The following is a 26,161-nucleotide window of genomic DNA, read 5'->3' as shown; positions in this document are numbered from 1 at the left end:
ATCATCCTCCAATTTCTTAAATAAAGTAAAAGATAAAACCTGAAATCGTGGACATCGACACCACTGATAAAACAAACAGTGCAACGAGTTCTTTTTTGAAGATTGATTTTAACAAAATGACTTCCGGGAGGCTGGCACCGGCTGAGCTGATCAGCATCGCCATGACGGGGCCGAGTGCCATTCCTTTCATAATAAGGATTTGCGATATCGGAATCATGCTTGAAAGCCTGATATACAATGGCACTCCGATAATCGCAGCGATTGGGATGAGCCACCAATGGTCCTTTCCAAAAACGGTGGAAATGAATTCAGTTGGAACGAGTCCATGGATAACCGCTCCAATCGCGGCGCCAATAATCAGATATGGGTATACACTTTTCATAAGAGCGACAGTTTCTTTAACAGCTAGATTAAAATTGAATTTCTTTGTCGTTTCTTCATAGCCGGTCATCACGACATTTTTAACATACTTCTCGGCTCCAATTGCCTCCAGAGTAAAACCGATGATGGTAGAGAAAACAGTGGTTAAGACCGTATAAAGAATCGTCACTTTCCAGCCGAGGACCACACCCATCAATGTTAAAATCGTTGGATCAAGGACAGGGGAGGCGAAAAGGAAAATCATTACAATCCCGAAAGGCATCTTCTTTTTAAGCATATTGACGACAACTGGTATCGTCGAGCAAGAGCAGAAAGGGGTGATGAAGGCAAAAAGGATAGCGAAAACCGCCCCGATGATTCTGTTCTTGCCGGCAAGCTTCTTCTCAATTTTTTCATAGGGGATATAGCCCTGGAGAAGGCTGATGGCAAAAGAAATAATGACGAATAAAACTGTCAGTTCGACTGCGATAAAGAAGAAGCTTTTTAAGGTGTCAATCCACATGTCTGGCCCTCCTTGTTAGCAAACGCTAGTACAAGCGCATTCGCTTTTCCTTATTGTAGTTGCATTCCGGCTAAACAATCTTTTAAAAAACGAATTTCTATCTTTAGGAGAGTGCTGGAACTTCCAAGCCTCTCGTGCCTGCTGCTCAACCTCTTTAGCTTTCAGCTGAGCCAATAATTGAATGTCATACATAGTGATTCCTCCTAAATCAAATTATCTTGATATATTAATCAAAAAAAATTGATGAACCTCGCAAAAAAAATTAGCTTGAAGGGCGGAAGAGGCAGCAAAGTTCTTCGGATAGAAGGTGGTTGATTTCTGTTTGGTTTAGATTGTAGTAACTCCATGTGCCTTCTGTTCTCTTTGTAATAAGGCCAGCATCAAGTAGTATCTTCAGGTGGTAGGATAATTTGGACTGGGCCATCTCCATAAGTGGAGCGAGGTCGCAGACACACATTTCGCCTTTTTCTGTAAGGATGTTCATGATTTGCAGCCGTTTTTTATCTGCAATTGCTTTGAACTTTTGCTCGTATGTTTCAAAAACCTGTTCCTTTGATACGTCCTGTAATGGAATTTGTAGGTCCACTATTTCACCTTCTTTTCATCAAATTCTTTTGATGTATTTATCATATAACCAACATTTACTAATGTCAATCACATTAATCAAAAAAAGTTGATTTATTTAAAAAGGTATTAATTACTTATTTAAAAATGAAGAACTATTAAAGGTGGAATTGTATGTTAAAATATTCCTAATTATGTCGCGGTAAAAATTTCTTCATTTGGGGGGAGAATTTTTTTGGTTGAATTAAAGGAAATGGTGTCTAAATTGGATGCCGAATTCAATATAAATTCATTTGGAAAGGATGCTTCATTTAGTAGGTTTATTCCAAGGGTTTATGAACCAGTAAACTTTGATTGGCAATCAGAATTTGAAAAAGGCTTTGTGGAATTATTTAATGGTCTAATGTTAAAAGGGGATTCAAACGTGGAGAGAGTTTTTCTTGCTGTTTTCCCAACCGATAAAGTATTGGAACATTTTATAGTAGAAGGTAATAGTGGAGATTTATTATTTATGCACCATCCCCTGTTGATGGAGTGCGGAGACCCAAAGGGGGAATGGGGGAAGGGCTTTGTACCAATTAAAGAAAAATATATTAACAAATTAAAAGAGAAAAATCTATCAGTTTATACTTGCCACATACCGTTGGATTGCCATAAACAATTAGGTACGAATATAGCAATCGCAAAAAAGCTAAATGCACAACCTATTGTTGATGATACATTAAATGCAAAAAATGAATATGTCTTATATTGTACTATTAAAAAAACCAATACCGCCAACTTGATTGCTATCCTTGAGAATACTTTTGAAATCCCTTATGTTGATTTTGAAGGTCGAGAAGTAGATGACATTCAAAAGGTTGCGATTGTTGCTGGTTGTGGAGATGTAGTGGATTGGATGAAAGAAGCAGAAGAAAACGGTGTACAAGCCTATATTACTGGTGAAATTCATTGCCATATTGATAATGAATATGGTAAGCAAAAACACAAACAAATGATGGAATACGCTTCAAATACACCAATGTCTTTAATAGGGGTTTCTCATTCGGCATCAGAATATCTTGTCCACAAAACCCTGATGAAGGATTGGTTCGAAAAAAACTTTAATGTTGAGACAGTTTTAATACCACAAGAAAAATGGTGGTTATAATCGATTAAACGATATTTAAAAGAGCTTGGTAACCCAAGCTCTTTTTTTTTACGGATTCTTATGTTATTTATATGAAGAAACTAAGTGCTTTAGCTTTTTATATTTAAAGCCCTAGTAAGCAATATACAACCGTGGCCCTCTTTTAGAAAAGTTATGTTAGAGATTCCGCCTTGTTTGCGGAAACAGCTTTCTTTTCTGGCGGGACAATCAAGTTCAGCAAAAGGACTGCAATTGCCCCAACAGCTGTGCCGGAAGAGAGGATATAATTCGCAAAGTCAGGAACGCTGTTCAGAATCTCTTTTGGCAACACGACCGCACCGATTGTCAGTAGAATCGGAACTCCGATGACAATCATATTCCTATCATCAATCTCAACAATCTGGATAACCTTGAGGCCGTTCATCACAATCGCGACGCAGACAACCCCAAAAATACCCTGAATGACAGGCTGAGGAATACATGTGATCAATGCTGAAAGCTTAGGAATCAAGCCCAACCCTATTAAAATAATCCCCGCCGCGATAATCGCCATACGGCTTGCAACACCGGTAATCGCAATGATGCCGGCGTTTGATGAGTAGCCTGTCATCGGTGTGCCACCGAACAGTGAGCCAACAAAACAGCCAAGCCCTTCGCCAAAAGACGCTTTGTTCAGTCTTTCTTCGTCCAATTCCTTGCCAGTAACCGTAGATACAACAAACCATGTTCCCGTTGTTTCAATCAGGATAATCATATAAATGAACACCATTGTCAGGATTGCCTGCAGATCGAAAATAGGCTTGCCAAACGGGAAGAAACTAGGCAGTGAAAACCAGGAAGCTGATTTTACTGCAGAAAAATCGACTGTGCCAAAAAACGACGCAGTGATGGTCCCGACCACGATGGCCAGAATAACAGAAACAAGCCTGAAAAAGGTTCCGTAGCCTTTTGCTTTTCTTCCAAGAAGAATACAAATAATAAGAACTGCCGCCGATACAAATGCAATCAGCACATTGTGGCCGACATTGCCCGGGCTTGAATAGATACTATTAAAGACGCTTGGCATTAAGGAAATCCCAACTATAACAATAACGGTACCGCCGACAAGAGGCGGGATTATTTTTTTGACTGTTTTTGCGAACACCTTGAGTGGGTAGCCGAGAATCGCAATCAGTAAAGCTCCAGGCAAAAGACTGCCGAAAACTGCACCAAGCCCTAGCTTTCCGCCGATTGCTGCTAATGCGCCAATGGGAACATAGGATGGTCCCTGTACGACCGGCAACCGCAGTCCGCCAATTGTCTGGATCAGTGTTGCCACTCCTGCTGCAAGGAAGCACATTTGAATGAAGAAGGTCGTGTTCATGGTGTCAAGTGCCAGCAAGCCGGCGATTATGATTGGAGCGATATACAAATCCATAGCCAGGACATGCTGCATCCCCAGTAAAGCAGCCTTTCCCCAGCTTATTTTTTCATCCACGCCGACTGTAATGTTCGTCTTTTGCGCATTTGGTTCCATCATTAATCCCCTTTGTTTTTTATGATTTTTTAAAAATAAATCGTGGTATGTAAATGAAACTCTAACGAACATGATTAATATTTTGGTTTTTGTTCGTTTTGAACTATCATCGTGTTGGAAAATACAATTGAATTATAAACAACGAGAAGAGAAGTTGTAAAGTATTTTTCCGTATATTAATAAATAAATTTATTTTAACGTTCGTCTTTCAGTTGACATTAACCTATTATCTTTTTACAATTAAGCTGTGAAAAGCCTTTTTGCTGAATATTCTCTTTTAATATCAGCTGGGGTTTACTAGAATCCGAGATAATACTATATATTAAGGGGATGGAAACATGATTGTTGAGGATACAGTGCTGCGCAATGGATGGATAGTTGCTTGTAAAATAGAAGACGTTAAAGAAGACCCAATGCAGGTAACACTAATGGGGGAAAGAATGGTTCTGTTCCGAAATGAGCAGGGTATTCATGCTTTCAAGGATCTGTGTGTCCACCGAGGCGCTGCACTATCATTGGGGTGTGTCCGTGATGGAAATCTAGTCTGCCCGTATCATGGCTGGGAATATAATTCTGAGGGTGAATGCACCAAGATTCCTCAGCTGCCTGAAGGTAGAGCAATTCCGCTAAAAGCACGGGCAATCAAATTTGCCTGCCAGGAAGCATATGGACTGGTTTGGATCAATTTGAACAACAACAACCCGGAGCTGTTTTCATATCCTCAATTCTCGGATGAAAGTTACCACAGTATCCTTTGGGGACCGCAGGCAGTTAATGCAAAACCGCCAAGGGTTGTAGAGAATTTCCTGGATGTAGGCCATCTTTCTTTCGTTCATGAGGGATTTCTTGGCGTACAGGAGCATCCAGTCATTGGTGACTACGAAGTGCATGTGGAAAGCAACCGCATCTATAGTGATGAGATTGCGATTTTTCAGCCGGATCCTGATGGCTCAGGCGTAGCCAAGGATGTATATTACACCTATGAAATACTTGGTCCATTGAACGTTATGTTTACAAAAAGAGATCCAGGTAGTGATAATAAAATGACCATCCTGCTTACGATCCAGCCTGTTGATGAAAACAAGTCGGTAGCCTACGGCATCATGTCCTTTAACTATGAGACAGGAAACACCGATCAGCAGACGGTCGAATTCCAGGATATGATTTTTGCGCAGGACAAGCCGATAGTCGAAAACCAGAAGCCAGAAGACCTGCCGCTCGATTTGCAGGCCGAGCTTTCCCTGAAATGTGACCGGATGAGCATCGCCTACAGACAGTATTTAAAAAGAGAGGGCGTCACATTGGGCACTGATTAAGTTTGCGTGGAGCGTTGGAATTAGCTGAGTAAATCAAGCTGGGCAAAGAAGCAAGATTAATAGTTATAGAGTGAAAGACGTGGTGTGCAGCCACGTCTTTATTATGTTGATTTTGTTATGATGGCTCTATTAGATTAATCTCCTCTTCTGTACCTGCGATTAATCCAATAGGAAGGCTTTATTAGATTAATCTCCTCTCCTGCACCTGCGATTAATCCAATAGGAAGGTTCTATTAGATTAATCTCCTCTCTGCACCTGCGATTAATCCAATAGGAAGGTTCTATTAGATTAATCTCCTCTCTGCACCTGCGATTAATCCAATAGGAAGGCTTTATTAGATTAATCTCCTCTCCTGCAGCTGCGATTAATCCAATAGGAAGGTTCTATTAGATTAATCTACTCTCCCACACAATCGATTTAATCTAATAGAAAGGCTCTATTAGATTCGTCTACTTTACGAAGTGTTCGAAGGTACAGGTTTCCTTCAAAGACAGATAGAGAAACACCAATATCCGCCATTCCTCAATATGGTTCCTAAAATTTCTGAATTTTCCTTTACTACTTGGTTTTGTTTTCGTTATAGTTAAAGGTGGTTATATTACCAAATTTATCCCACCTTAAGGCTCAGTAAGCCTCCTCGGAGGCAACTGACCCTAAAGGTCCGATTGGTTCAACTAACAATCAGTGAGGGTAAACCCCCCCCACTGATTGAAGTTTCACTTTATGAAAGGAGTGGATGACGATGATGAAGTTAAGGAAGGATGCAAGTGCTGTTGGTGAGGGTTTGGAGGATTTTAGAAAACTGGAAACTTAGTGGGGCTCATGGCCGGAACGGGGGATTTTATTTATGGAATTGACGAAAGAAACGATTAATATTGTGGACTATCATGAAGGGCTTGCTGCTGGTGTCGCGGAGATGTGGAACAAAAGCCGCGAAGGCTGGGGCGGTGATGCCCAGGTAACAACTGCTGAAAAGGTCCGTGCGAAGGAAGCAAGCTCGGGCAATCTTCACTTATTTCTTGCGATGGACGGCGACCAGGTTGTCGGCTATTGCAGTCTAAGCGAATACCGGGAGGATGAAGGGGCGCTTTACATCCCGCTTCTTAACGTCCGCACTGATTACCATGGCAGGAAAATTGGGAAATTACTTGTGATGAGGGCACTTGAGCGTACTGTCGAGCTCGGCTGGCCAAGGCTGGATTTATATACGTGGGCCGGGAACACGAAAGCGGTGCCTCTTTATAAAAAATGCGGTTTCTTCTGGGAGGACCGCGATGATTCGACCCATTTAATGAACTTCATACCTACGGTGCTCAATACCGAAGCTGTCCGAGATTATTTTGCGGAAACAGATTGGTACTCCGCAAGTACCAGAACAATCGAGGTAGCGCCCGATGGCAGGAAGGAAAATGAATTTACGTATTATGAATACAGTTGGGAGTCAGAGGCTGGGAACTTAAGAATGGAATTTGAACGGACAGGGCGAGGCCTTAGGGCGATTGAGACTGATGACTACCTCATTACTGCTGCGGTTGAGAATTTCAAGCTTGTTAGCGGTGCGGATTATCAGGTTCGCTACCATATTAAAAATAAATCGGGGAAGCCTCTAACAGTCAAACTTGAAGGCGAAGACAACAAAATTGTCAGTTTTAATTTTATAAAAAGTGTGGACGTTGAGACTGAAACGACGATAGATGCAGCTTTCAGTCTAGGTGGGCTGGAGGAAGAGCAAAGCCACTGGCGGACGCATCCTTCAGTGGTTACAAAAGTGAAGATAAATGGCAAGGAAGCAAGGTTTGCTATCGGTTTGTTGCCAAAGCAGCCTGCCAAGGTAACGGGAACAATCCCGGGTTCACAGTGCTTCCTTGAAGAAGATGCTGTTTTCTACCTGAATGTAGAAAACAACTTCAGCGAACCAGCAGTTTTTACGATTCAGTTCCCGGAGTCGGAGCTGGTCGAGTTAAAGAAGACCAACCTTAAAGTTGAACTGCCTGAGAAAGGCAAGACTTCGATTGCAATGACTTATGTTTTAAAGGGCTTTGGTTTTTACAATCCGGAGCTGAAACTCGAAGCTGAAACCGAAAGTGGTTTGAAGACTACTTTTTCTAAAAAGCTCGGTCTTGGCTTAAAAGGGCCGGGAGCGCGTTTCAGTGGTGAGTGCGAGGAATACTGGCATATTTACAATGGACTGTACCACATGTATTTACGGAAGTTTGACAACAGGCTGGTCCCTGGCAGGCAGCCAAAGGCTAACCAAAAAACAATGGGCATGTATCCTCAGCTTGGCAAGCCATATTCATACGAGTTTTCCAAGAAGAGGCCAATCCGCGTCGAGTACAGGGAAGAAGGCGGATCAATTATTCTCGCTGCGACCTATGAATCTAGTGATTTCCCCGGCCTATTGCTTGTCAGTGAGTCGAAGCTGTATGGTGAAGGTATGCTAGAGCAGTCATATATCGTCCGCAATTCTGGTCATGCAGAGACGGAATCACCGGTCCATGTGTATCAGCCTGTCTATCATGAACTTCACCGCAGCGTTTTTGCGATGGATGGGGACATCGTCGAGCTTGAAGAGAATGCGGATGCGGATTATGGGCTCTGGGACAGCCAGAGATTATCGGAAAACTGGATATTCTCGCGCCATGAGCCATATGCGCACGGTGTGGCTTGGCCGAAAGGGGCTTCAGTGAATTTCGAAACCTGGTACATGTATGTGGAGCATGAGCTTGGGCATCTGCCAGCAGGATGCGAAAAAAGAACGGAGCCAGTACTGCTTTCGTTTGGCGCGTTTCAGGACTGGGAGGAATTCCGGGAATTTGCCACACGACAATCAAATAGAAAAACAACGCCTGGAGACTCAATTGAGCTGCAAGTCGTTGAGAGGAATCCGAATGAAAAAGAGGTTATTCTTTCCGATAGGAAGATGACCTATATCGACGGTGAAGTGAGCTTTTCAAAAGCTGGAGATAGTTTTTACAAAACAAGGGTTGCTGCTGATGAACAAAAACGTGACGTTGCCGCTTCTTCCGAAAAAGGCGGAACAGGCCTGGTATCTTTGTCTGCGGAATATACCATTAATGGTATCAGTGACAAGAAAAACGTGCTTGTGCTTAATCCATCCCGCGAATCAGTCGTTGTCCGCGAAGAAGAGCGGGAGGGCCTGCGGGTTGTTACGGCAAGCAATGGCCAGCTCTCCATTGCAGCATCCGCTGAGTTTTTTCCGTCGCTGTTTTCACTTGAAGTAAACGGCAGGGAGTGGCTTGATTCGTCCTTCCCGGCTATAGAGCCAAAAGTATGGTGGAATCCGTGGAGTGGCGGGATGATTACCGGCTTTGAAGGCATTAACACCAAGTCGATCTCCAGGGAAAAAACAGAGGTATCCCAATGTTCGCTGCTCGACAGTGAAGGTAGAGAATGGAAAGGGCTCAGACTGTCAACGGTTATTGAACAGAACGAGGCATTAAGGGGACTTGGCATCCATCAGTATTATTGCATGCTGCCGGGTGTAGGGATCCTGGTGAATGTTACAAAGTTCAGCCAGCATAGCGGAACGTATTTGAACTACAAGAACTGGTTCAGCCAGCTGTTTTTTAAACAGGGATGGGTAAAAAATGCTGGAGGAACCAGGAAGTACATTGCTGGTAAAGTTGAATTGGTAGCACACCTCTCAGGGCATGCACTTATCGGCTCAGATGAATATAGTGAATTCCTACAGGTGATTGCCGACAGGGAGGCACGTGTCATGGAGGCGTACATGAACCAGGAAGTGATGCTTATTGGCGTTGATAGGGAAGTCAGCCTTGCATCAGGGGAAGAATGGCTCTCCGCACCAGCATTCGTCGTCGCAACAGACAGCATGCTGACAGGAGATGAAGTAAAGAGCCTGCAAAAGCTGACGTTCAATGAGGTAAGCGATGAAGATCATTGATGCACATATCCATTTTTCCGAAATTAAAAGCTTTCATGAGACTGCACGGACAATTTCCAAGGTCGATTATTCCTATGATGGGCTGCAGAAGGAGTTTGTCGATAATGGTGTAGTCCTTGGGATTGCGATGGGTGTAACCGAAACGGGTGGAGAGGGATTTCCAGACGGAGCCTGTGAAACACCGATGGGGATCGATTTGTCAGCAGAGATTCCGGAAAACGTTGTGTACTGCGCGGGTGTGAATCCGTTCAGGCTTGATCAGGCAGCGCTCTCCCGTTTGGAGCAAGAGGTTCTGAAGCCAGACTGTGTCGGTATCAAGATTTATCTCGGCTATTATCCGTTTTATGCCTATGACGAGGTGTATGAACCGGTTTACCGGATTGCGAAGGAGTATAATGTCCCGGTTGTCTTTCACACCGGAGATACGTATTCCGAACGGGGCAGGCTCCGTTTTTCGCATCCGCTATCGATTGATGAAGTCGCAGTGAAGCATAGGGAAATGACCATCATGATGGCACATTTCGGGGATCCATGGGTACTTGATGGAGCCGAGGTTGTTTATAAAAATCGCAATGTGTTTGCGGACCTATCGGGGCTTGTTGTCGGCGAGGACGGAGACATACGGAAGTTGCAGGAGACTAGGTTTTTTGACCATCTTCTTCATGCGCTCACATTTACGAATAATTATGAGAAGTTCCTATTCGGGACTGACTGGCCGCTCACGCCAATCAAGCCGTACATCGAATTCATAGCAGACGTTATTCCAAAGGAATATCACGAAGCCGTATTCTACAACACCGCTCTGAAGGTATTTCCGAAGATCAAGCTATTCTTATAACGGTAAGGCAAAGATGCAGAGAGCATTGTTGGGAAACCAGAGAGAATCACGAAATGACGACTTTAAATGGAATGGTACCTATCGTCATTCAGAATGGAGAACTAAACCATTCACAATTTTTATATGAGGAATAAATGTTAGAAACGGCAGCAACCGCTGCCGTTTTTTATTTTTCTTGGACTATACCATCGCAGGAATACAAAGGGAAGTTCCTATGAAAAACCATCGCGGAGAAAGGGCATATTGCTTGTTGCGAGGCGGCTCATTGTCTGTTACGAGAGTGCTGTGCTTGTGTACTTCAGCAAGGGTCTTCGTGCACCTTGGTAAATATTTTCATACAATTTCTGCTCGGCAAGTAACAACTCTTGTGTTATATTAAAGTTGTTACTTTTTAGACGAGTATTAATACTGCATAACTATTTAGAAAGGAGCACTCATAAAGTATGCGAATACGATCAGGATTTATTTTATGTTCTCTTCTCCTATTATTCCTGGCAGGATGTGCTGAGAAGGAGAAACTGGCAGACGGAACCGAACTAATTGAAAAGGACAAGCTTATTTTTGCAGCGTCTGGAGAATTCAGACCGTTCAGTTATATGAATGAAGACCTTACAATGTCTGGTTTTGATATTGCAGTAGGTGAAGCTGTTGCCCGGGAGCTAGGGCTTGAGCCTGTCCAGAAGCGAATGAAGTTTAAAGGAATTGTTGAAGGAGTTAAAACAGGCAGAGCCGATGTAGCCGTCGCCTCCCACACGATTAATCCCCAGCGAAGCAAGCATGTGCTTTTTTCCACACCCTATTACTATTCCGGTCCGCAAATTTTTGTCCGGCCAGACAGTACCATCGAAACCGCGGAAGATCTGAAAGGAAAAGAAGTTGCCGTTGCTAAAGGCTCAACTTATGCCGATACGGCAGGGAAATACACCTCGAATTTAAAAATGTACGATAGTGATATTACCGCGCTTAAAGCATTGAGTATAGGCCGTCATGATGCTGTGATTACCGATTTCGTTACAGGAAAATCCTCCATTAAGGAAGGGTTTGATATTGAGGGGAGACAGCTGATTGAACGAAGTGAACAGGCCATCGTTCTTCCTAAGGACAATCCAGTCCTATTAGAAAGAGTGAACGAAGCACTTGACGCACTCAGGAAGGATGGAACTTTAAGCAAGATTTCCAAAGAATACTTCGGAGAAGACATCACCACTAAACCAGAATAACTTTATTTAATAAAAAGATAGTTATAGAAAGGGAGATACTATGCCTAGTTTTTCGCATTTTTTCAATACACTTTTGGAAAGTAGCGACTTGTTCCTTGATGCAATGCTGCTCACGTTGAAGCTGACAGCAGTTTCAGTTCTTTTTGGTATTATTATAGGGCTGTTTTTTGCACTTTTAAAAATTTCTAATGTAAAAATATTGAGTTACATCTCCGATGCATATGTTTTCCTTATCCGAGGCACTCCGTTAATTGTCCAGATTTTCATTCTCTATTTTGGATTCAGCGGAATGTTCCTGATTCCTGACTTTTGGGCTGCAGCGTTGGCGCTCGCCTTCCATAATGGGGCATACATTGCCGAAATCTTCCGCGGAACCATTCAGGGAGTTGATAAAGGGCAGTTGGAAGCTGGACGTTCCCTTGGGATGAGCAAAGCATTAACGATGCGGAGAATTATTTTGCCCCAGGCTTTCCGCCGGGCACTGCCACCACTAGGAAACCAATTTATCATCGGGTTGAAGGATTCATCCCTGGCTGCATTTATTTCAATGAACGAATTGTTCAACGTGGCGACAACGCTCGGATCAAATAACTTTGACGAAATGACCTACTTGCTGATTGTCGCAGTGTACTATCTCATCCTTGTTGCATTGCTTACTTTCATCGTCAACCGTTTTGAAAAGAGAATGTCAGTCAGTGACCGATAGGAGGATATAAGAATGGAACAAAAAGAAATGATTAAACTATTAAATTTAAATAAATCGTTTGGCGATTTACATGTATTGAAAGATATTAATTTAACTGTACACGAAAGCGATGTTGTCTGCCTGATAGGCGCCAGCGGCTCAGGAAAAAGTACCTTGCTCCGCTGTATCAATTTCCTTGAAGAGAAAGACAAGGGGAAAATCATTCTGAAAGGTGAGGAGATTGTTCGCGGCAAGCACGATATTAATGAAGTCCGCCAGCAGGTCGGCATGGTGTTCCAGCATTTCAACCTGTTTCCACATATGACTGTCCTGGAAAATATTATTGAAGCTCCAACACATGTAAAAAAGGTGGACAAGGAAATAGCGAAAGCTGAGGCGTTGGAACTTCTCCGGAAAGTCGGGCTTGAAGATAAAGCAGATGTTTATCCGAATAAATTATCAGGCGGACAGAAGCAACGTGTTGCAATAGCCAGGGCGCTGGCTATGAAGCCGGATATTATGTTATTCGATGAACCAACATCCGCACTGGACCCCGAGCTTGTCGGGGAAGTATTGCAGACGATGAAGGAGCTTGCCGAAGAAGGAATGACTATGGTGGTTGTTACACATGAAATGGGATTCGCCAGGGAAGTAGCCGACTGGATTGTTTACATGGATGAGGGGACTATCGTCGAAAAGGGCCATTATGATCAAGTATTCGACAATCCGAAGGAAGAAAGAACTCGCTCGTTCCTTTCGTCAATTGAATTTAAGTAAGACTATAGAGGAGGCCAGCTAATATAGTTGGCCTCTTTTATGTTTATCCGGTAGGAGCACCAACCCAAGCATTTTCAAACTCAAAGGCCATTGCAGACATAAAGAGCGGGGTATAGAGGATTAGCCTTTTTTAATTAGATTAATCTTATTTGTGTATTAGGAGATTATCTAAAAGGATTTTAAATGATTTAATCTCATTTGATAAATCCAGTGCTCTATTAGTTAGCCGGGAAAGACTTCTGATAGTAAGACCAGAACGTTCGCCTGCTAAAACTTGTGTAGTCTATCAATGTGTGAATATAGTGGTTGGCTGCGGTTTTCTTATCATTATCTGGTATTGGAAAATATAGAAGTCCAGCTCCTGACTTAGTTCAATCGTTTGTAAACTTCTAAAACTTGAACTGAAGCCGGTGCGAATCATTTCTTTCCTAAGGAACTCAATATACTTAAGAAGCTCAGAAGGCGTAAGGATACAATTCCGCTCCATTATAATCCCCTCTATTCAAGATAGTGTTACTATTATAATAATAGGTAATATGGAAGTAATTGCACCCTAGATATGAATATTACTTGAACATTAATCCAATTTATTTTAGTAGGGGTTAACACAGCACGCCTTAATTACATAATGAGGACAATTGCCAGTGGTGATCGCCATTCTGGTTAAACTATAGAATTAGTTTGAACGAAGCCGCCTAATCGATTATTATTAAACTATTGTTTTTTTACTATCTAAAGCTGAAAAAGGATATTGAAAGCAGAGGTGATCACGGTCCTTTTTATGAGAAAAAGCAAAGAACAGGCAAGTGCTTTCGTTGAGGATAAGCAGATCAGGCTCTCTACATAGGAAAACGAAAAGGCCGAAACACCACAGTCCCCGTCACCAAGTTGGAAGCAAGCGAAAGTGTGGAGGGTTACTAGTCTACTCTGGCTGAGTAGAAACGTCCATACTAAACTAGAAGGAGAGTTGAACAATGGCAATTATTGATGTAACGGTTATTCCGGTCGGGACTGGCACACCAAGTGTCAGTGAATATGTAGCGGAAATCCACAGAGTTCTTAAACGATATGAAGGAAGGGTCAAGTACCAATTAACGCCGATGAGCACGTTGATTGAAGGGGACCTGACGGAGTTGCTGCAGGTTGTCCGAGAAATTCATGAAGTACCTTTTGAAAAAGGACTTCAGCGTGTTTGCACAAACATCCGGATTGACGACCGCCGTGACAAGGAAAGCACGATGGAGAAAAAGTTAAAAGCAGTAGAATCGCGGCTGTCGGAAATGTAATATTGATAATAGACCAGACTAGTTCCTGTAAATGGAGCGTCTGGTCTTTTTTATTAGTGTACTTTATTATGCACGATTCGAAGGAGTCCGAAATATCATTTGAACGGGTTAATGAATGACATTTAGCTCTGTTCGGAAGCCCGAGATGTCATTCATCGGGCTAATGAATGACAACCTGCCCTGGTTGAAAGCCTGAGATGTCAATCATCGGGTTATTAAAAGATATATGGATACAAGACCACTTAAAAAACCTGTGACAAACTCACCCACGTGTCATTATAGAATCTTTACATAAAAATTCCGGTTCCGCGGCCCATCAAACTCGCAGAAATAAATACCTTGCCAGGTTCCGAGCAGTAACTGTCCGCCGGTGACAATCACGAATTGAGACGCGCCGACTGTACTAGCTTTCATATGGGCAGCTGTATTTCCTTCCATATGACGATCCAGCTCGTTGTTCCATGGATACACCTCATCGAAACGGCGAATCATATCCCGCTTTACATCAGGATCGGCATTTTCGTTTATCGTTATCCCAGCCGTTGTATGGGGGCAATAAACGACAATAGCGCCATCCTTCAAATCCTGATCAACTAAAAAGTTCTGGATGATTTCTGTTATTTCGAGCATCTCATCCCGGTGGTTTGTTTGAATAGTAAATTTCTTTAACACTTTGGTTCCTCCTTTATTAAGCCGTGTCTTTCTTCTACTTTACTATATTACGTGACCAAGTTCTCTTCTTAACAATCTTACTCTAGGAACATGTATACTTTAAAAGGGGAAGGCAATGATGAAAAAATAATCCAATCTAAAAGGAGTGGCTACATATGGAAAAAGTAATGCCGTTTTTGATGTTCCAGGATGGCAAGGCAGAAGAAGCAATGAATTTCTATACTTCTATTATTGAAGATTCCTCTATCACGAGTATTGCACGTTACGGACCTGGTGAATCCGGGGATGAGGGTACTGTTTTTCAGGCAACTTTTTCGTTAAAAGGCCAGGAATTTATGTGTATAGACAGTAATGTTAAACATAAATTTTCATTTACGCCTTCGTTTTCAATCTATCTTATTTGCGAAACGGAAGAGGAGCTGGACAGCCTTTACGAGAAGCTGCTAGAAGGCGGACAAGCACTTATGCCATTGGCGGATTATGGGTTCAGTAAGAAATTTGGCTGGGTGAATGACCGCTTTGGTGTTTCCTGGCAGATGAATTTACTTTAATAAAAGCTAAAGAAGCAGGGGAACCGTTCCTCTGCTTCTTCAGGTTTTTTTACGAAAAGCCTGTATATCGGAAATCAGGAACAAACTGCTCAGGATGACAAACAGACCGACAATCATTCCGGAAGTGATTTGTTCTTTTAAAAAAATAACCCCCCACACCATTCCGAATAAAGGTATCAGAAAAGTGACTGTAACTGTTTTGGTAGGGCCGACACTGGCAATCAAATAATAATAAAGAAGATAGCCCAGCGCCGTGGATAAAACGCCAAGTCCGAGAACTGAAAAAGCCAAAACAGCACTTATCGGCGGAAAAGTATCTGGAAGGCTTGTCGCGGTTAAAGGTAGAAGAATCAAGGAAGCCCCCACCAGCTGGCCGAAAGCAATTGGCAATGGAGTACAGTTCCTGAAGGTCTTTTTCGCATATACACCACCGAAACCGTAGGCAACCGTTGAAAAGAGCGAGCAAAGGCTTGCGATGATTACCTCGAATGTCAGTTGGACCGGGCTCCAGCCTACGGTGATCGTAACGCCGATGACTCCAAGGAAAATCCCAATCAGTTTCTTCGGTGTCAGCTGTTCCTTCATCCAGGCCCAGGCGACAAGCGCTGTAAAAAAAGGGGTCATTGAATTAATGATAGCCAACAAGGACGCGTTCAAATAAAGCGAAGCCAACGAAACGAGTGTGAACGGAATTGCAGAATTCAATGCGCCGATTGTTAGGTATTGCTTCCAGCGCTGCTTAAAATGTGTCGGTTTTCCAATGATAAAAACTAAAATCAATAAAGCCATCGCTCCGAATGAAACTCGCCCCTGTGAGGTAAGATAGGGACCAATCACCGGGGAAGCTATGCGTACAAACAGGAAGGACGAGCCAAATAGAGCGGCAAGAGCAAACAAAACACCGATATCTTTTGGTTTCATATAAATTCGCCTCTTAGCTAAATGTTTCATGGTGGATTTTTAGTACTATATGCACGGCATTGGAAACATGTTAGCGGGCGGAATTTTACCAGTAAAAAGCCAGCGCTTTTGGGTTCGCTGGCCAGTAGGGAAATCTTAAACTAATACAAGATTTCTTGTTTTCTCTCCTTTTTAATGAAGTAAACAGCAATTGTAATTGCAAAAGAAAGTACAATGCAATAAACGAAAGGTCCGAAAAGTATAGGCATGGCAATTTCTCCGAAGCTTACAACCAAGTATTTCATTACAAAAGTAATCATAAGAAATGCAAGTACATTTTCTGAGCCAACCATGCTTATATAATTTGGCAGGTACCTTGAAAGAATGCCAATTACTATCGCTATAAAAAATCCGAGCAGGTAAATGACAAACACCGAAACGAGAATATAGTCCATAAATGTGTAGTCGAACCAGAAAAACCATGCATTAAAAACCGAGTTGATATTGGACTTTAAGAAAAATCCCTGTACCGTTTGGTGAATACATGATAAAAAACGCACCCAACTGAACAGTAGTAATAATAAAAGCCCCAATTACAGCGGCTGTGAGTTTCTTTTTGAAAAGATTTCGGCCTATTTTAGAACTATAATGCAGATAAATCATCTTGTTATTTTTGTCCCTGATAAAAATTGGTGATACCAGGAATATAATACTGAGTAAAATGAGAACACACATATAGGAAATGAGGCTATTGTAGTTGGTGAGGACGACTTCCGGAAAGATAGCTCCACTGTGGGCAATGTTGGTTAATCTTTCTTTTTCCTTATCGGTCGGGTTCCCTCCAACAGGATGCCAGGTTAGTAAATATCCTTTTTCCTCATAGTCCTCGAAAAGCCCTTGCTTGGCCTGAATCTCCCAAAATGCATCGACATTGTCCTCGAAGATTGCAATGCCATGTAACTTACTGGCTTCGGGGTCATCCCAAACGTTTAGATTTTTGTATTCTTCATAGGTTGTAATACCAGCTTCCACATATTCCTCTTTAGACAGCAGATACTTGTCAGCTTCTTCGATATTCTCGCTTAAGGAGCTTTTAAAATCTTTAAATTCCTGCTCATCCATGACTGTTCCGTAATCACGGATCATGTCGGTGCTAACATTGTAAACATCCAATAATGGCCTTCCATTAGGAAAGTACTTGATATCAAAGCTAATGAACAGTTGATACATCAACATACTAATCAGGAATAAAAGAACAATTGCCTTCCATTCAAAGAGCTTTCTAATCTCATTCCAAATAATCATTGTTGTTCCCCGCCTAGTAAATGTTTTGTTTTTTAAATCGAGCCAAACTGATAAAGAGGCCAGCGAGAAGGATAAAACTCCAAATCCCCACTGTTGTAATTTCTTGAAATTTAACACGGAAAGCTCCCCAAGCCATGAACCAAAGGTGAGGGTTGTTCACGAGTGTAAAAGGGTTCAGCCTTGTTGTAAACAGCAGGTTTGAGTCAAGAGGAACTAGTCCAGGAATCATAACCGCCATTCCCCAGACAAGCAGAAACACAACGAAGACAAGATAGCTATTTTTGATAAATATCGACAAGACAAACGCAATTGCTGCGAAAAACAGCTGGCATATGTAAAGCAGGAGGATGCATAATCCGAAGTATTCGGCAAAATTCAATTCAAACCAGGAAATATACGGGAATTTGAATTCTGCATTGAAATAGCTGCTAATCGGTACATTCCATACATTTGAGTAATTAAATACACTGAAATAACAAACCATTGCAAATGCAATTAGGAAGGTAGTCATGGACATGCTCGTTGTAAATGAAGCTATAAGTTTATCAACAGCCAGCTTCCGGCCTCTTTTGGTAGAGTAGGTGATAAAGTGAGTTTTGTTCTCAAATTCATAGGTGTTGATATAGGCTGCAGCCAATACAGATAATATTAATGCCTCAATGAGAATGGCCTTAAGCAGGTTCCTGAACAGAAACGTATGCAGCATATAGGTTTTTCCGTGGAAAAAAAGCGTTTGATGTTCACCATTCTCAATCATTTCCGCTTTCCTTGTTTCTAGCTGACTGAATGTTTTCCTAACACTCTCAGCGGCCTCACCACTCAGGTTATAATTGGCGATTTCTGATTCTGCGGTACGTTTTAAGTCGAGTTTTTCATACGTGTCTCCGATACCGTTCATTTCATCCAGATACATTTCAAAGACAATAGCCTTAGATGCAACCGTTAATTCTGCCTCGGTAAACGTCTGATTGGAGTCAGTGGATATGTCGGTAAAAAAGCTGGAAGCATCTTGATAGGTTTTAGAAAGCTTTTTTTGGGCAAGGACATTCAGGTTTTCCAATGCAGAATCGTATTCGTTTTCAAAGGCTGCAATGGAATCCGGAGTTATGTCTGTCCCGTATATGCCTATCACTTCATTTACAACAGCGATTTCATCTCTGAAAAAAGAATGGTCGTAAATCAGAAAAATATTATATACGGTAAATATGATTAACAAACTTGCGATAACAGGAGAGACGAATACTTTACGAAGCTCTTGGTAGATAATGTTTTTCATAATTTTGTTTCCGTATCTTCATCCTTGTAAATATACAGGAAAACATCCTCGAGACTTGGACGAACTGCAATCCATTCAGGCTGAATTTCTCCTTCTGCAATAAATCGTATTTTAAGCATTCCATCTTCCTGTTTTTCCGACAATGAGAAATGCTTGCGTTTAAAATCTGCTGCAAGTCCAAAGTCAATTGTGGATTCATACACTTTTCCCGCAAGGATTCCACAAACTTCCGAAATTGTATCCTTGTACAAAATTTGTTTATCTTTAATAAGAATAATTTGATTTGCGACAGACTCAACATCCGAGACGATATGGGTGGAAAGGATAACAATCCGATCCCTGCCCAGCTCGGCCATTAGGTTGCGGAAACGCGCCCGTTCTTTGGGATCAAGCCCCGCAGTTGGTTCATCAAGGATTAATATTTTCGGATCATTCAGCATGGCTTGGGCAATGCCAACCCTTTGGATCATGCCCCCAGAAAACTTCTTCATTTTTTTCCCGCTGACGTCCTCAAGTGCAACGAGCTTAAGCAACTCCATAATTCTTGTTTTTGCCTGCTTCCTATCAATTCCCTTTAAAGCGGCAATATAGGAAAGATATTGGACAGGGCTATAATTTTTATAGTAGCCAAACTCCTGGGGCAGATAGCCGAGCAAATCCCGGTATCTCTCATCCAGTGACCCTATGGGCGTGCCGTTATAAAGAATCTCCCCACTCGTAGGGAAGATAAGAGTAGTCAGCATTTTAATAAGGGTTGTTTTACCAGCTCCATTTGGAGCAAGAAGGCCGTATACCCCATTTTCAAATTCGAGATTAATATCTTTTAAAGCAACAAAACTTCCAAAGTTTTTACTGACATTACTTACAACCAGCATTACAGAACCCCCTCGGGACTTTTAATAGAAATGAATTTCTTAAGTGTATTGGCATAGATAAACAATCCTGCAGAAATTATTAAGATATAAAGGGCAATTGGGATATGGCTTAACAGGCCAAAGTAAAAAGCCTTGCTAAAAAAGAGAATAAAAAGATTCATTAATAACCAAAGTGCAGAAAAACCAATTTTTCCGGCGGTTGTTTTCACCTTTAGCAACGTTAAAAGATAAAGGATTGAAAATAGTATTAACGATGATGCAGATATTAGAAAGGCCGAAATAAAGTTAATCTCGGTGTAAAAAATAGTCATAGCGGCAATTAGGGCTGTATTCATTCCAAAACTGACTATACCGAATACAAGCATCCTGAAACCCGCCAGCTGAAACACATTGTATTTGCAGGTCATTTCAAGTTCAAACGTATGGGCATGCTTTAATTTCAAAAAGGAGATCATGCAGCAGGCTAAAAATGAAACAGGAGAGACGATGAAAATGAACGCATATAAGTTTTCTACTTCTGCAGTAAAGTACCGTTCTGCAGAGAATGCAAGATAAAAAATGGCCAACATGACAGCTGAGAGAATATACACTAGTTCCGTGGAATCCCTGAACAAATACTTAAAACCAATCTCTCTATACATTTTCTGCAAGTGTGAAGTGAATGTTTCCTTAACCGGAAGACCCTGTTGGACAATACTCCTGATCTCACTGCGAATTTCACTTTCATCAGGGAAGTTGATCGTGAACTTTTCCTTATTCATTGTCATCAGCCTCCATATCCTCTTTCACCTTTTTAAGCAAGGAATAGTACTTTGTCTTGATTGTGGATTCTGGCAAACCCAGTGTTGCGGCAATCTCTTTAAATGAATAATCGGCAAACAATTTTAAGCGGAATATTTGCTGTGACTGGCTGTCCAAACTGTTGACTAGGGATGTAACTCTTTGCACCTCATGTTTATATTCAAGACTGATTGTAAAATCTTCAGAGTCAGTGATTTCTATATCCTCGGAGTTTACGGTAATGGTCTGGTATCGATATGCCCTTGATCTGTAATAATCGACGACCCGATATGTTGCCAGCTTGTATAACCACGTCTTGAACGAAGCCTTCTTTGCATTAAATCCATGGATTGATTGAAGCACGGAAATAAAGATCTCCTGTGTCAAATCAAGGGATAGTTCCTTATCCAGCGTTTGTTTATAAACAAAGGCATACATTTCCTTGGAGTAAAGAGAGACAAGCTCATCCGCCGCATGTTCATCTGCCTTGCTTTTTATTCTATTAATCAATGATGTTTCATTACTATGCATCGTCACAACACTCGTTTCTGAACCGGTTCATATATATATTCGTATGAAAGTGGAAAATAGTTTGCAAGATTTATTACTTTTTTGAAAAATTTCATCATTCCAAGATTATCACGGTGTTACGGAAAAGAATATCAATGAAAAAACTATTTCCTATATACATAAACTAGGCAGCTCCCCAATCAGTAGGATAAAGGATGCTAACTATCATATCCCTAATTTCTACTCTTGCTTTTGGATGATTTACTAAAATATTTGATTTTTATTGTCTTTTATATCGCAATATACGATATAATCTATTTTAACGATGTACTAGGAGGTACTTCCATGATTGAAAAAATTAATACCTATTTTACTGACATTTATTTTAATCTCCATCCAGCACATGAAGATGCGATTTCGCATCAAAGTGTCCGGATTTTACAAATCGTTCAGAAAAAGGAGTTAGTAGCAATACGCGATATAGCAGAACATTTATCCATATCCCATAACACAGCTTCCGAACATGTGAAAAAATTAGTTCGTAATGGTTGGTTAAATAAAGCCAGAAACGAATCAGATCAGCGTATTGTGTTTCTGCGTTTAACGGAAAAGGGTCTGCGTGTTTTAAAAAAGAACACAGAATTAGATGAATTCAAATTAAAGGTAGCGCTTGAAAGGTTGACGGAGGATGAAAGGAAACAGATAGTTGAAGCATTTCGATTATTAAGTGAGGTATCAAGATAAATGTATTTGCTTATTAAAATTATAAGTTCCGCTGCAATTATTGGTATAGTAACTGAACTAGCGAGAAGGTTTCCGGTTTATGGAGGAGTAATAGCGGCCTTGCCATTGATAAGCTTGCTTAGCATTATTTGGTTAATTGTCCAAGGGGAGTCAGCGCAAAGCGTTTTACAATTTACTTTTGGAGTACTAGTGGGCCTTCCATCTACAATAGTTATGTTGTTGATTATTTATCTTGCATTTAAATTTTCAATTCAGCTGCCAGTAGCGATAGGACTAGGAGTAATCGGCTGGGGATTCTCTTTACTGATTCAAAAATACTTAACTGGTTTATTTTTCTCTTAGACGGATATGGAGCGAAACAAAATCACCGTAATAGGTTACGGTGATTCCTGTTAAATCTAGCTATTCAGTGAACTTGTTACTGTTTCGCCAATTTCCAAGGAAATAACGATGAATACTAAGCCTAATAAAAATGGTGAAAACGGATAAGAACCAGTACAATTTAATTGAACAAGTTCGTATGGATATTCTTCAATGTCAGTTTTTTATCATTTTACGATAAAAGGGGTAAGTAACTATGAAGGTACTAAAAAAGCTGCGGGACAGTTACGTAATTAATCATGCAAATCGGACGAGGTTACCGTTTTTCGATTCAAGCAATATGGTTAGGAGAAAAGCTGTGTTTTCCGGAAGAGTACAGAATGTTGGATTCCGGCTTGAACTATTTTGTCTTGCGGAAAGACTGGGTTTAGCAGGGTGGGTACGAAATAGGGAAGATGGAAGTGTGGAAGCCGAACTACAAGGGGAAGAAGCTAAAATTGCTTTTCTGATTAAATGTATGCAGTCCTTGAAAAGAGCTTCTGTGAAAGAAATGATTGTGACTGGTCTGCCTGTTGATAAGGAAGACGAGACATTCAAAATAGTGAAATAGGAAGGGGACGGACTTCTGCTTCTTCATTGAAGCAAGTAGCCGTCCACCATTTTTATTTGTTTCCTTCTTTCATGATTTCAATGTAAAACTTTATTGCATTCAAGTAGTTTTTTATACTGACATGTTCGTTTGTTCCATGCATCCTGTTCAGATCTTCTCCTGTGATTTGCACGGGCAGGAAGCGGTAGGTGTCTTTTGATACCGGGTCATAATGGCGCGCATCGGAGCCTGCAAACATCAGATACGGTGCGATGACAGCGTCGGTGTAAACATTCCGCGCCGCCTGCTGGATAGTTTTGAACTGCCAGCTATCAATGGATGAAACAGAACTTGCTTCGTTTCCAGTTACGGTCACTTTTATATCCGGATCATCAATTGTTTCCTCGATAAACTCCTTAACATCCTCCAATGAGTCGCCAGGCATAAGCCTATGGTTGATGATGACCTTTGCTTCTTCAGGTAATGCGTTGTATTGTTCCCCGGCCTGGAAAATGGTTGGTGCAATCGTTGTCCTGATTAAGGCTGCAGTGGCAGGCTGCCCGAGGAGGATTTTTTCTATGATTGGCTCAAATATAAATTTGTTGGCAAATACATACTTCATGCCGAAGCTCATTTCCGGCGCAACGAATTCGAATAAATCTTCACCAGGACCTCTTAGATCACCCTTGAACTGGGTTTCTTCAAGCTTGGCAATCGCACTGGCAATACGCCCTATATTGGTCCGATTCTTCGGTTGTGAGGAGTGACCACCGCTTCCTTCTATGGTAAGTTCAGCGGTCGCTGAACCTTTTTCAGATATTCCAACAACCCCTACAGGCTGATTAACGCCTGGAACCATATTCTCAACAATCGCTCCGCCTTCATCAAGAACGAATTCAAACGTAATTCCACGTTCCTTCATTAAATTTGCGATCGCGCTGGCGCCTTCATCTCCGCCAATTTCCTCATCATGGCCAAACATAAAATACATGTCGCGTTCTGGCTTGAAATTCTGCTTCAGTAAGTGTTCTGCGGCTTCAAGGATGCCGATGACACCGATTTTATCATCAAGTGTTCCTCTTCCCCAAATCTTCTCATCAGAGACAGCCCCGCTAAACGGCTTCTGTTCCCAATTGGCTTCTGTACCGCTCAGCACAGGAACGACATCATAATGGCTGGTCAGGCCGATCGGTTTTTTAGAGGGGTCAGACCCCTTCCATTTATATACGAGTGCATACTCATTGACCTTTTCAAGTTCTAGCTGTTCGTGAACTAAGGGATAGCTTTTTTGTAAAAATTCAATGAATCTGTCAAACTCGTTTAAATTGAATTTGGTGCGATCCTGATAGGAGATTGTCTCGTAGGTAATGGCCTCGGACATATGCTTTACTGCGGTTTCTTCATCAAATGCCTCAGTGGTAGGGATTGGCTTGGGCTGTTTTGTTTCAACCATCATAGCCCGTATACCGGTTACAATTAGAAAAACTACGAGAAAACTTGCTAAAATTAGAAAGGCGATTTTTAATTTTTTCACTGACATTCCCCCTGTACAATTTAAAAATATATTTATGAACCAAAGTAGGAGCAAGACACGTATAACTCATTGGAGGGGAGGGGATATAATGATTTTTTCTTCAAAGAGAGATGTGTGGATGGGTACGTTGATTTGGATAGTGATTGCCGGTTTTACTATGCTTTTTTATCAATCGAGCTTTAGCGAATTTGATAGTTTGGGATTAATCATCTCATTATGTATGATTACTTTGTTGCTAAGTATTTGGTTCCATACTCGGTACAAACTTGGAGATGAAACTCTTAAGATATACTATGGTCCTTTTAAAAAAACAATTAGAATACAGGAAATTAACTCGATTCGACATACAACGCATCTATTTACTGCGCCAGCATTATCAATTAGACGAATTGAAATTCAGTATGGAAAATATGGGACTGTTACGATTTCTCCCCTGGAAGAACAGCAGTTCCTCGACGAATTAAAAAAGAGGAATCCAACTATTGGGATAAAATACTATTAGAAATGAATTCGGTATAGAATTTGAAACTCCTTCAAGAAGACTCTGAACAATTTCTTGTTTAGGCAATAAAAAACCAGGCCCATAGTAAGGGGCTTGGTCGAAAGGGGATATTTTATCTGGCTCAGTCCATCGCGAGAATTCGCTTCTCACCCTGAATGCCCTGGATTGGCTCAATATTCTGGGTAAACTCAAGTGTTCCTCCGTAGTTACCGTCTTCATCACGAACTGCAAAATAGCGAATATAGACGTATTTGCCACGTGCCTTTATCCAAAAGTCCTCACTGTCTTTTTTTCCCGATTTGAAATCGTGAAGAATTTCTTCGACAATATGAACGCTCTTTGGAGGATGGCAATTTTGCACGGTCCGTCCGATGATAGCTTTAGTTCTAGGAAAGATTCTTTCTTTTCCAAATGAGAAATAACGGACAACATCATTCTCATCAATGAACGTTATGTCAATTGGAAGATGGTTCAGCATGAGTTCAAGCTGCTTCAGCGAAAGAATTCCGGTTTCTAGCTTAATGAACCCTTCAGACATTGCATCCGTAGGAAGTTCATTACGCTCAGGCTTCCACTTTGCCGGGGCACTAATGAGGCAGTAGCCGATTTCATCACTTTCAAGAGCAATTTTCATCCATTCATCTTCGGTCAGTTTGTCGAGGCACATTGGGAAAAGGATGTTTTCTTCCCGGTAAACCATGTGCAGAACCTGTTCGATGACAAATTGCGCGGACTCCAGAACAGAAGCTTTGTCACCGTTGTAGGTGGCCAGCTTTTGTCTTAGTTCCTTGATGCCTTCCCGAATGAAATCGTTGATACGCCACATATTTGTGGAGGGACCAAAGATGCCATATTTCTCAAGGTATGGAAAAATCAGATGCTCTTTCCGTACATAGTGCTTATCAACTTCATACAGTAAATTGCAATCCTCAAGAAGCAGAGTGATCGCCTCAGTGCTTTCCTCACGGGCAAACTGCTCGGTATGGGGAGCGACCCTCGTTTCAATCAATCTCTCCAATTCTCTGTTTTCAAGCTTAAAAGTGTGAATGGGATGGCCCGGCTCATCTTCCGGACGCTGCTTGTCGAGAATCTTTCCTTTCAGAATATCCATATGGTCATCGGACAACTTTTGAACCTCACTTTTTGTAAGGCCTTCCGATTCCAAGAGTTGCCGCTGAAAATGGGAGAGATGTGTTACTTCCTCAACCGTGACCTTTCCGATTTTCTTGTCAAATTCGTCCTGAACGTCTGCCTTGTGCCGTCCTTTATACAAGCCCAAGAAAATCCCTTCCAATATAGCTAAACGGCCCTCGCTCACAATCTTACCTTCTATATGCACTTCACGATTATTAATAAGCTCACTCATAGCAATTCCCCTTCACTACAAAATAAGTAAACACTTTGATTGAGAACAATTATCAAAACCTCACACCCATACCATACCAAACCCCTTACAAAA

General features: G+C 41.5%; 27 protein-coding genes. 13 read left to right on the top strand and 14 right to left on the bottom strand.

The window, feature by feature from the left end; translation table 11 throughout:
* Positions 1-16: 16 nt before the first annotated feature.
* The 3 genes from AM500_RS17305 to AM500_RS17300 form a co-directional block, all read right to left on the bottom strand.
* The gene (locus AM500_RS17305; RefSeq protein WP_053600335.1) at positions 17-883 is read right to left on the bottom strand and encodes a permease; all 867 of its coding nucleotides are present in this window, start codon (positions 881-883) and stop codon (positions 17-19) included.
* A gap of 15 nt (positions 884-898) precedes the next feature.
* Positions 899-1,075, bottom strand: coding sequence for a hypothetical protein (locus AM500_RS25585; protein WP_156319842.1), 177 nt, complete (start codon positions 1,073-1,075; stop codon positions 899-901).
* Positions 1,076-1,145: 70 nt separating this feature from the next.
* A complete protein-coding gene (locus AM500_RS17300) occupies positions 1,146-1,469 on the bottom strand; it encodes an ArsR/SmtB family transcription factor (RefSeq protein WP_082347270.1) in 324 nt (107 codons plus the stop codon).
* Positions 1,470-1,682: 213 nt separating this feature from the next.
* Here AM500_RS17300 and AM500_RS17295 point away from each other — a divergent pair, with 213 nt between their 5' ends.
* Complete coding sequence (locus AM500_RS17295; RefSeq protein ID WP_156319841.1) at positions 1,683-2,597, top strand: Nif3-like dinuclear metal center hexameric protein; 915 nt, start codon at positions 1,683-1,685, stop codon at positions 2,595-2,597.
* A 151-nt stretch (positions 2,598-2,748) separates the two neighbouring features.
* On the opposite strand, the gene AM500_RS17290 is transcribed toward AM500_RS17295, so the two are convergent.
* A complete protein-coding gene (locus AM500_RS17290; RefSeq protein ID WP_053600334.1) occupies positions 2,749-4,092 on the bottom strand; it encodes a nucleobase:cation symporter-2 family protein in 1,344 nt (447 codons plus the stop codon).
* Between the two features lie 338 nt (positions 4,093-4,430).
* Between AM500_RS17290 and AM500_RS17285 the strand changes: the two genes are divergently transcribed.
* From AM500_RS17285 to AM500_RS17260, 6 genes are all read left to right on the top strand, one after another.
* Positions 4,431-5,408 carry an aromatic ring-hydroxylating oxygenase subunit alpha gene (locus tag AM500_RS17285; RefSeq protein WP_053600333.1) on the top strand — a complete coding sequence of 326 codons (978 nt, stop codon included), beginning with the start codon at positions 4,431-4,433 and terminating at the stop codon, positions 5,406-5,408.
* Between the two features lie 848 nt (positions 5,409-6,256).
* Positions 6,257-9,337 (top strand): GNAT family N-acetyltransferase, encoded by a 3,081-nt coding sequence (locus AM500_RS17280; RefSeq protein ID WP_053600332.1) that lies wholly within the window; start codon positions 6,257-6,259, stop codon positions 9,335-9,337.
* The gene (locus tag AM500_RS17275) at positions 9,324-10,175 is read left to right on the top strand and encodes an amidohydrolase family protein (protein WP_053600331.1); all 852 of its coding nucleotides are present in this window, start codon (positions 9,324-9,326) and stop codon (positions 10,173-10,175) included. The genes AM500_RS17280 and AM500_RS17275 overlap by 14 nt, the downstream gene beginning before the upstream one ends.
* A gap of 443 nt (positions 10,176-10,618) precedes the next feature.
* Positions 10,619-11,395, top strand: a complete 777-nt coding sequence (locus AM500_RS17270) for a transporter substrate-binding domain-containing protein (protein WP_053600330.1) — start codon at positions 10,619-10,621, stop codon at positions 11,393-11,395.
* A gap of 40 nt (positions 11,396-11,435) precedes the next feature.
* On the top strand, positions 11,436-12,101 hold the full coding sequence (locus AM500_RS17265; RefSeq protein ID WP_053600329.1) for an amino acid ABC transporter permease: 666 nt from the start codon (positions 11,436-11,438) through the stop codon (positions 12,099-12,101).
* Positions 12,102-12,113: 12 nt separating this feature from the next.
* Positions 12,114-12,857, top strand: a complete 744-nt coding sequence (locus tag AM500_RS17260; protein ID WP_053600328.1) for an amino acid ABC transporter ATP-binding protein — start codon at positions 12,114-12,116, stop codon at positions 12,855-12,857.
* A gap of 286 nt (positions 12,858-13,143) precedes the next feature.
* Here the strand turns inward: AM500_RS17260 and AM500_RS26430 are convergent, their stop codons facing one another.
* Positions 13,144-13,344 carry an aspartyl-phosphate phosphatase Spo0E family protein gene (locus tag AM500_RS26430; protein WP_053600327.1) on the bottom strand — a complete coding sequence of 67 codons (201 nt, stop codon included), beginning with the start codon at positions 13,342-13,344 and terminating at the stop codon, positions 13,144-13,146.
* 487 nt (positions 13,345-13,831) lie between these two features.
* On the opposite strand from AM500_RS26430, the gene AM500_RS17250 reads away from it, so the two are divergent.
* A complete protein-coding gene (locus AM500_RS17250) occupies positions 13,832-14,143 on the top strand; it encodes an MTH1187 family thiamine-binding protein (RefSeq protein WP_053600326.1) in 312 nt (103 codons plus the stop codon).
* A gap of 276 nt (positions 14,144-14,419) precedes the next feature.
* Here the strand turns inward: AM500_RS17250 and AM500_RS17245 are convergent, their stop codons facing one another.
* On the bottom strand, positions 14,420-14,815 hold the full coding sequence (locus tag AM500_RS17245; RefSeq protein ID WP_053600325.1) for a secondary thiamine-phosphate synthase enzyme YjbQ: 396 nt from the start codon (positions 14,813-14,815) through the stop codon (positions 14,420-14,422).
* A gap of 155 nt (positions 14,816-14,970) precedes the next feature.
* Here AM500_RS17245 and AM500_RS17240 point away from each other — a divergent pair, with 155 nt between their 5' ends.
* The gene (locus AM500_RS17240) at positions 14,971-15,366 is read left to right on the top strand and encodes a VOC family protein (protein ID WP_053600324.1); all 396 of its coding nucleotides are present in this window, start codon (positions 14,971-14,973) and stop codon (positions 15,364-15,366) included.
* A gap of 39 nt (positions 15,367-15,405) precedes the next feature.
* On the opposite strand, the gene AM500_RS17235 is transcribed toward AM500_RS17240, so the two are convergent.
* The 6 genes from AM500_RS17235 to AM500_RS17205 form a co-directional block, all read right to left on the bottom strand.
* A complete protein-coding gene (locus AM500_RS17235) occupies positions 15,406-16,287 on the bottom strand; it encodes a DMT family transporter (protein ID WP_053600323.1) in 882 nt (293 codons plus the stop codon).
* Between the two features lie 465 nt (positions 16,288-16,752).
* Positions 16,753-17,571, bottom strand: a complete 819-nt coding sequence (locus AM500_RS17225) for an ABC transporter permease (RefSeq protein ID WP_053600321.1) — start codon at positions 17,569-17,571, stop codon at positions 16,753-16,755.
* Between the two features lie 13 nt (positions 17,572-17,584).
* Entirely contained in the window at positions 17,585-18,847 is a 1,263-nt protein-coding gene (locus AM500_RS17220) for a hypothetical protein (protein WP_053600320.1), read from the bottom strand.
* Positions 18,844-19,722, bottom strand: a complete 879-nt coding sequence (locus tag AM500_RS17215) for an ABC transporter ATP-binding protein (protein WP_053600319.1) — start codon at positions 19,720-19,722, stop codon at positions 18,844-18,846. Before AM500_RS17215 ends, AM500_RS17220 begins: the two co-directional genes overlap by 4 nt.
* On the bottom strand, positions 19,722-20,483 hold the full coding sequence (locus AM500_RS17210) for a hypothetical protein (protein ID WP_053600318.1): 762 nt from the start codon (positions 20,481-20,483) through the stop codon (positions 19,722-19,724). Before AM500_RS17210 ends, AM500_RS17215 begins: the two co-directional genes overlap by 1 nt.
* A complete protein-coding gene (locus AM500_RS17205) occupies positions 20,476-21,033 on the bottom strand; it encodes an RNA polymerase sigma factor (RefSeq protein WP_053600317.1) in 558 nt (185 codons plus the stop codon). The genes AM500_RS17210 and AM500_RS17205 overlap by 8 nt, the downstream gene beginning before the upstream one ends.
* Before the next feature lie 324 nt (positions 21,034-21,357).
* On the opposite strand from AM500_RS17205, the gene AM500_RS17200 reads away from it, so the two are divergent.
* The 3 genes from AM500_RS17200 (at position 21,358) to AM500_RS17190 (ending at position 22,687) form a co-directional block, all read left to right on the top strand.
* The gene (locus AM500_RS17200) at positions 21,358-21,756 is read left to right on the top strand and encodes a MarR family winged helix-turn-helix transcriptional regulator (RefSeq protein WP_053600316.1); all 399 of its coding nucleotides are present in this window, start codon (positions 21,358-21,360) and stop codon (positions 21,754-21,756) included.
* A complete protein-coding gene (locus AM500_RS17195) occupies positions 21,757-22,098 on the top strand; it encodes a DUF3147 family protein (protein ID WP_053600315.1) in 342 nt (113 codons plus the stop codon).
* A gap of 235 nt (positions 22,099-22,333) precedes the next feature.
* Positions 22,334-22,687: an acylphosphatase gene (locus AM500_RS17190; protein WP_053600314.1), complete on the top strand. Its 354-nt coding sequence runs from the start codon at positions 22,334-22,336 to the stop codon at positions 22,685-22,687.
* A gap of 52 nt (positions 22,688-22,739) precedes the next feature.
* Here the strand turns inward: AM500_RS17190 and AM500_RS17185 are convergent, their stop codons facing one another.
* Entirely contained in the window at positions 22,740-24,200 is a 1,461-nt protein-coding gene (locus AM500_RS17185; protein WP_053600313.1) for a M20 family peptidase, read from the bottom strand.
* A gap of 88 nt (positions 24,201-24,288) precedes the next feature.
* Between AM500_RS17185 and AM500_RS25900 the strand changes: the two genes are divergently transcribed.
* On the top strand, positions 24,289-24,702 hold the full coding sequence (locus AM500_RS25900; protein ID WP_053600312.1) for a PH domain-containing protein: 414 nt from the start codon (positions 24,289-24,291) through the stop codon (positions 24,700-24,702).
* Positions 24,703-24,823: 121 nt separating this feature from the next.
* Here the strand turns inward: AM500_RS25900 and AM500_RS17175 are convergent, their stop codons facing one another.
* Complete coding sequence (locus AM500_RS17175) at positions 24,824-26,068, bottom strand: DUF438 domain-containing protein (protein WP_053600311.1); 1,245 nt, start codon at positions 26,066-26,068, stop codon at positions 24,824-24,826.
* Positions 26,069-26,161 lie beyond the last annotated feature (93 nt).

Origin of the sequence: Bacillus sp. FJAT-18017, from assembly GCF_001278805.1 — a bacterium.
Taxonomy (GTDB): Bacteria; Bacillota; Bacilli; order Bacillales; family Cytobacillaceae; genus Bacillus_D.
The sequence above is the reverse complement of the archived record's forward strand: the minus strand, read 5'-3'. Positions and strand labels throughout refer to the sequence as shown.

Bases quoted from the DNA above. Each gene is read 5' to 3' on its own strand.
- AM500_RS17305 (WP_053600335.1), bottom strand. From the start codon at position 883: ATGTGGATTGACACCTTAAAAAGCTTCTTCTTTATCGCAGTCGAACTG.
- AM500_RS25585 (WP_156319842.1), bottom strand. From the start codon at position 1,075: ATGTATGACATTCAATTATTGGCTCAGCTGAAAGCTAAAGAGGTTGAG.
- AM500_RS17290 (WP_053600334.1), bottom strand. From the start codon at position 4,092: ATGGAACCAAATGCGCAAAAGACGAACATTACAGTCGGCGTGGATGAA.
- AM500_RS17285 (WP_053600333.1), top strand. From the start codon at position 4,431: ATGATTGTTGAGGATACAGTGCTGCGCAATGGATGGATAGTTGCTTGT.
- AM500_RS17280 (WP_053600332.1), top strand. From the start codon at position 6,257: ATGGAATTGACGAAAGAAACGATTAATATTGTGGACTATCATGAAGGG.
- AM500_RS17275 (WP_053600331.1), top strand. From the start codon at position 9,324: ATGAAGATCATTGATGCACATATCCATTTTTCCGAAATTAAAAGCTTT.
- AM500_RS17270 (WP_053600330.1), top strand. From the start codon at position 10,619: ATGCGAATACGATCAGGATTTATTTTATGTTCTCTTCTCCTATTATTC.
- AM500_RS17265 (WP_053600329.1), top strand. From the start codon at position 11,436: ATGCCTAGTTTTTCGCATTTTTTCAATACACTTTTGGAAAGTAGCGAC.
- AM500_RS17260 (WP_053600328.1), top strand. From the start codon at position 12,114: ATGGAACAAAAAGAAATGATTAAACTATTAAATTTAAATAAATCGTTT.
- AM500_RS26430 (WP_053600327.1), bottom strand. From the start codon at position 13,344: ATGGAGCGGAATTGTATCCTTACGCCTTCTGAGCTTCTTAAGTATATT.
- AM500_RS17250 (WP_053600326.1), top strand. From the start codon at position 13,832: ATGGCAATTATTGATGTAACGGTTATTCCGGTCGGGACTGGCACACCA.
- AM500_RS17240 (WP_053600324.1), top strand. From the start codon at position 14,971: ATGGAAAAAGTAATGCCGTTTTTGATGTTCCAGGATGGCAAGGCAGAA.
- AM500_RS17235 (WP_053600323.1), bottom strand. From the start codon at position 16,287: ATGAAACCAAAAGATATCGGTGTTTTGTTTGCTCTTGCCGCTCTATTT.
- AM500_RS17225 (WP_053600321.1), bottom strand. From the start codon at position 17,571: ATGATTATTTGGAATGAGATTAGAAAGCTCTTTGAATGGAAGGCAATT.
- AM500_RS17220 (WP_053600320.1), bottom strand. From the start codon at position 18,847: ATGAAAAACATTATCTACCAAGAGCTTCGTAAAGTATTCGTCTCTCCT.
- AM500_RS17215 (WP_053600319.1), bottom strand. From the start codon at position 19,722: ATGCTGGTTGTAAGTAATGTCAGTAAAAACTTTGGAAGTTTTGTTGCT.
- AM500_RS17210 (WP_053600318.1), bottom strand. From the start codon at position 20,483: ATGAATAAGGAAAAGTTCACGATCAACTTCCCTGATGAAAGTGAAATT.
- AM500_RS17205 (WP_053600317.1), bottom strand. From the start codon at position 21,033: ATGCATAGTAATGAAACATCATTGATTAATAGAATAAAAAGCAAGGCA.
- AM500_RS17200 (WP_053600316.1), top strand. From the start codon at position 21,358: ATGATTGAAAAAATTAATACCTATTTTACTGACATTTATTTTAATCTC.
- AM500_RS17195 (WP_053600315.1), top strand. From the start codon at position 21,757: ATGTATTTGCTTATTAAAATTATAAGTTCCGCTGCAATTATTGGTATA.
- AM500_RS17190 (WP_053600314.1), top strand. From the start codon at position 22,334: ATGAAGGTACTAAAAAAGCTGCGGGACAGTTACGTAATTAATCATGCA.
- AM500_RS25900 (WP_053600312.1), top strand. From the start codon at position 24,289: ATGATTTTTTCTTCAAAGAGAGATGTGTGGATGGGTACGTTGATTTGG.
- AM500_RS17175 (WP_053600311.1), bottom strand. From the start codon at position 26,068: ATGAGTGAGCTTATTAATAATCGTGAAGTGCATATAGAAGGTAAGATT.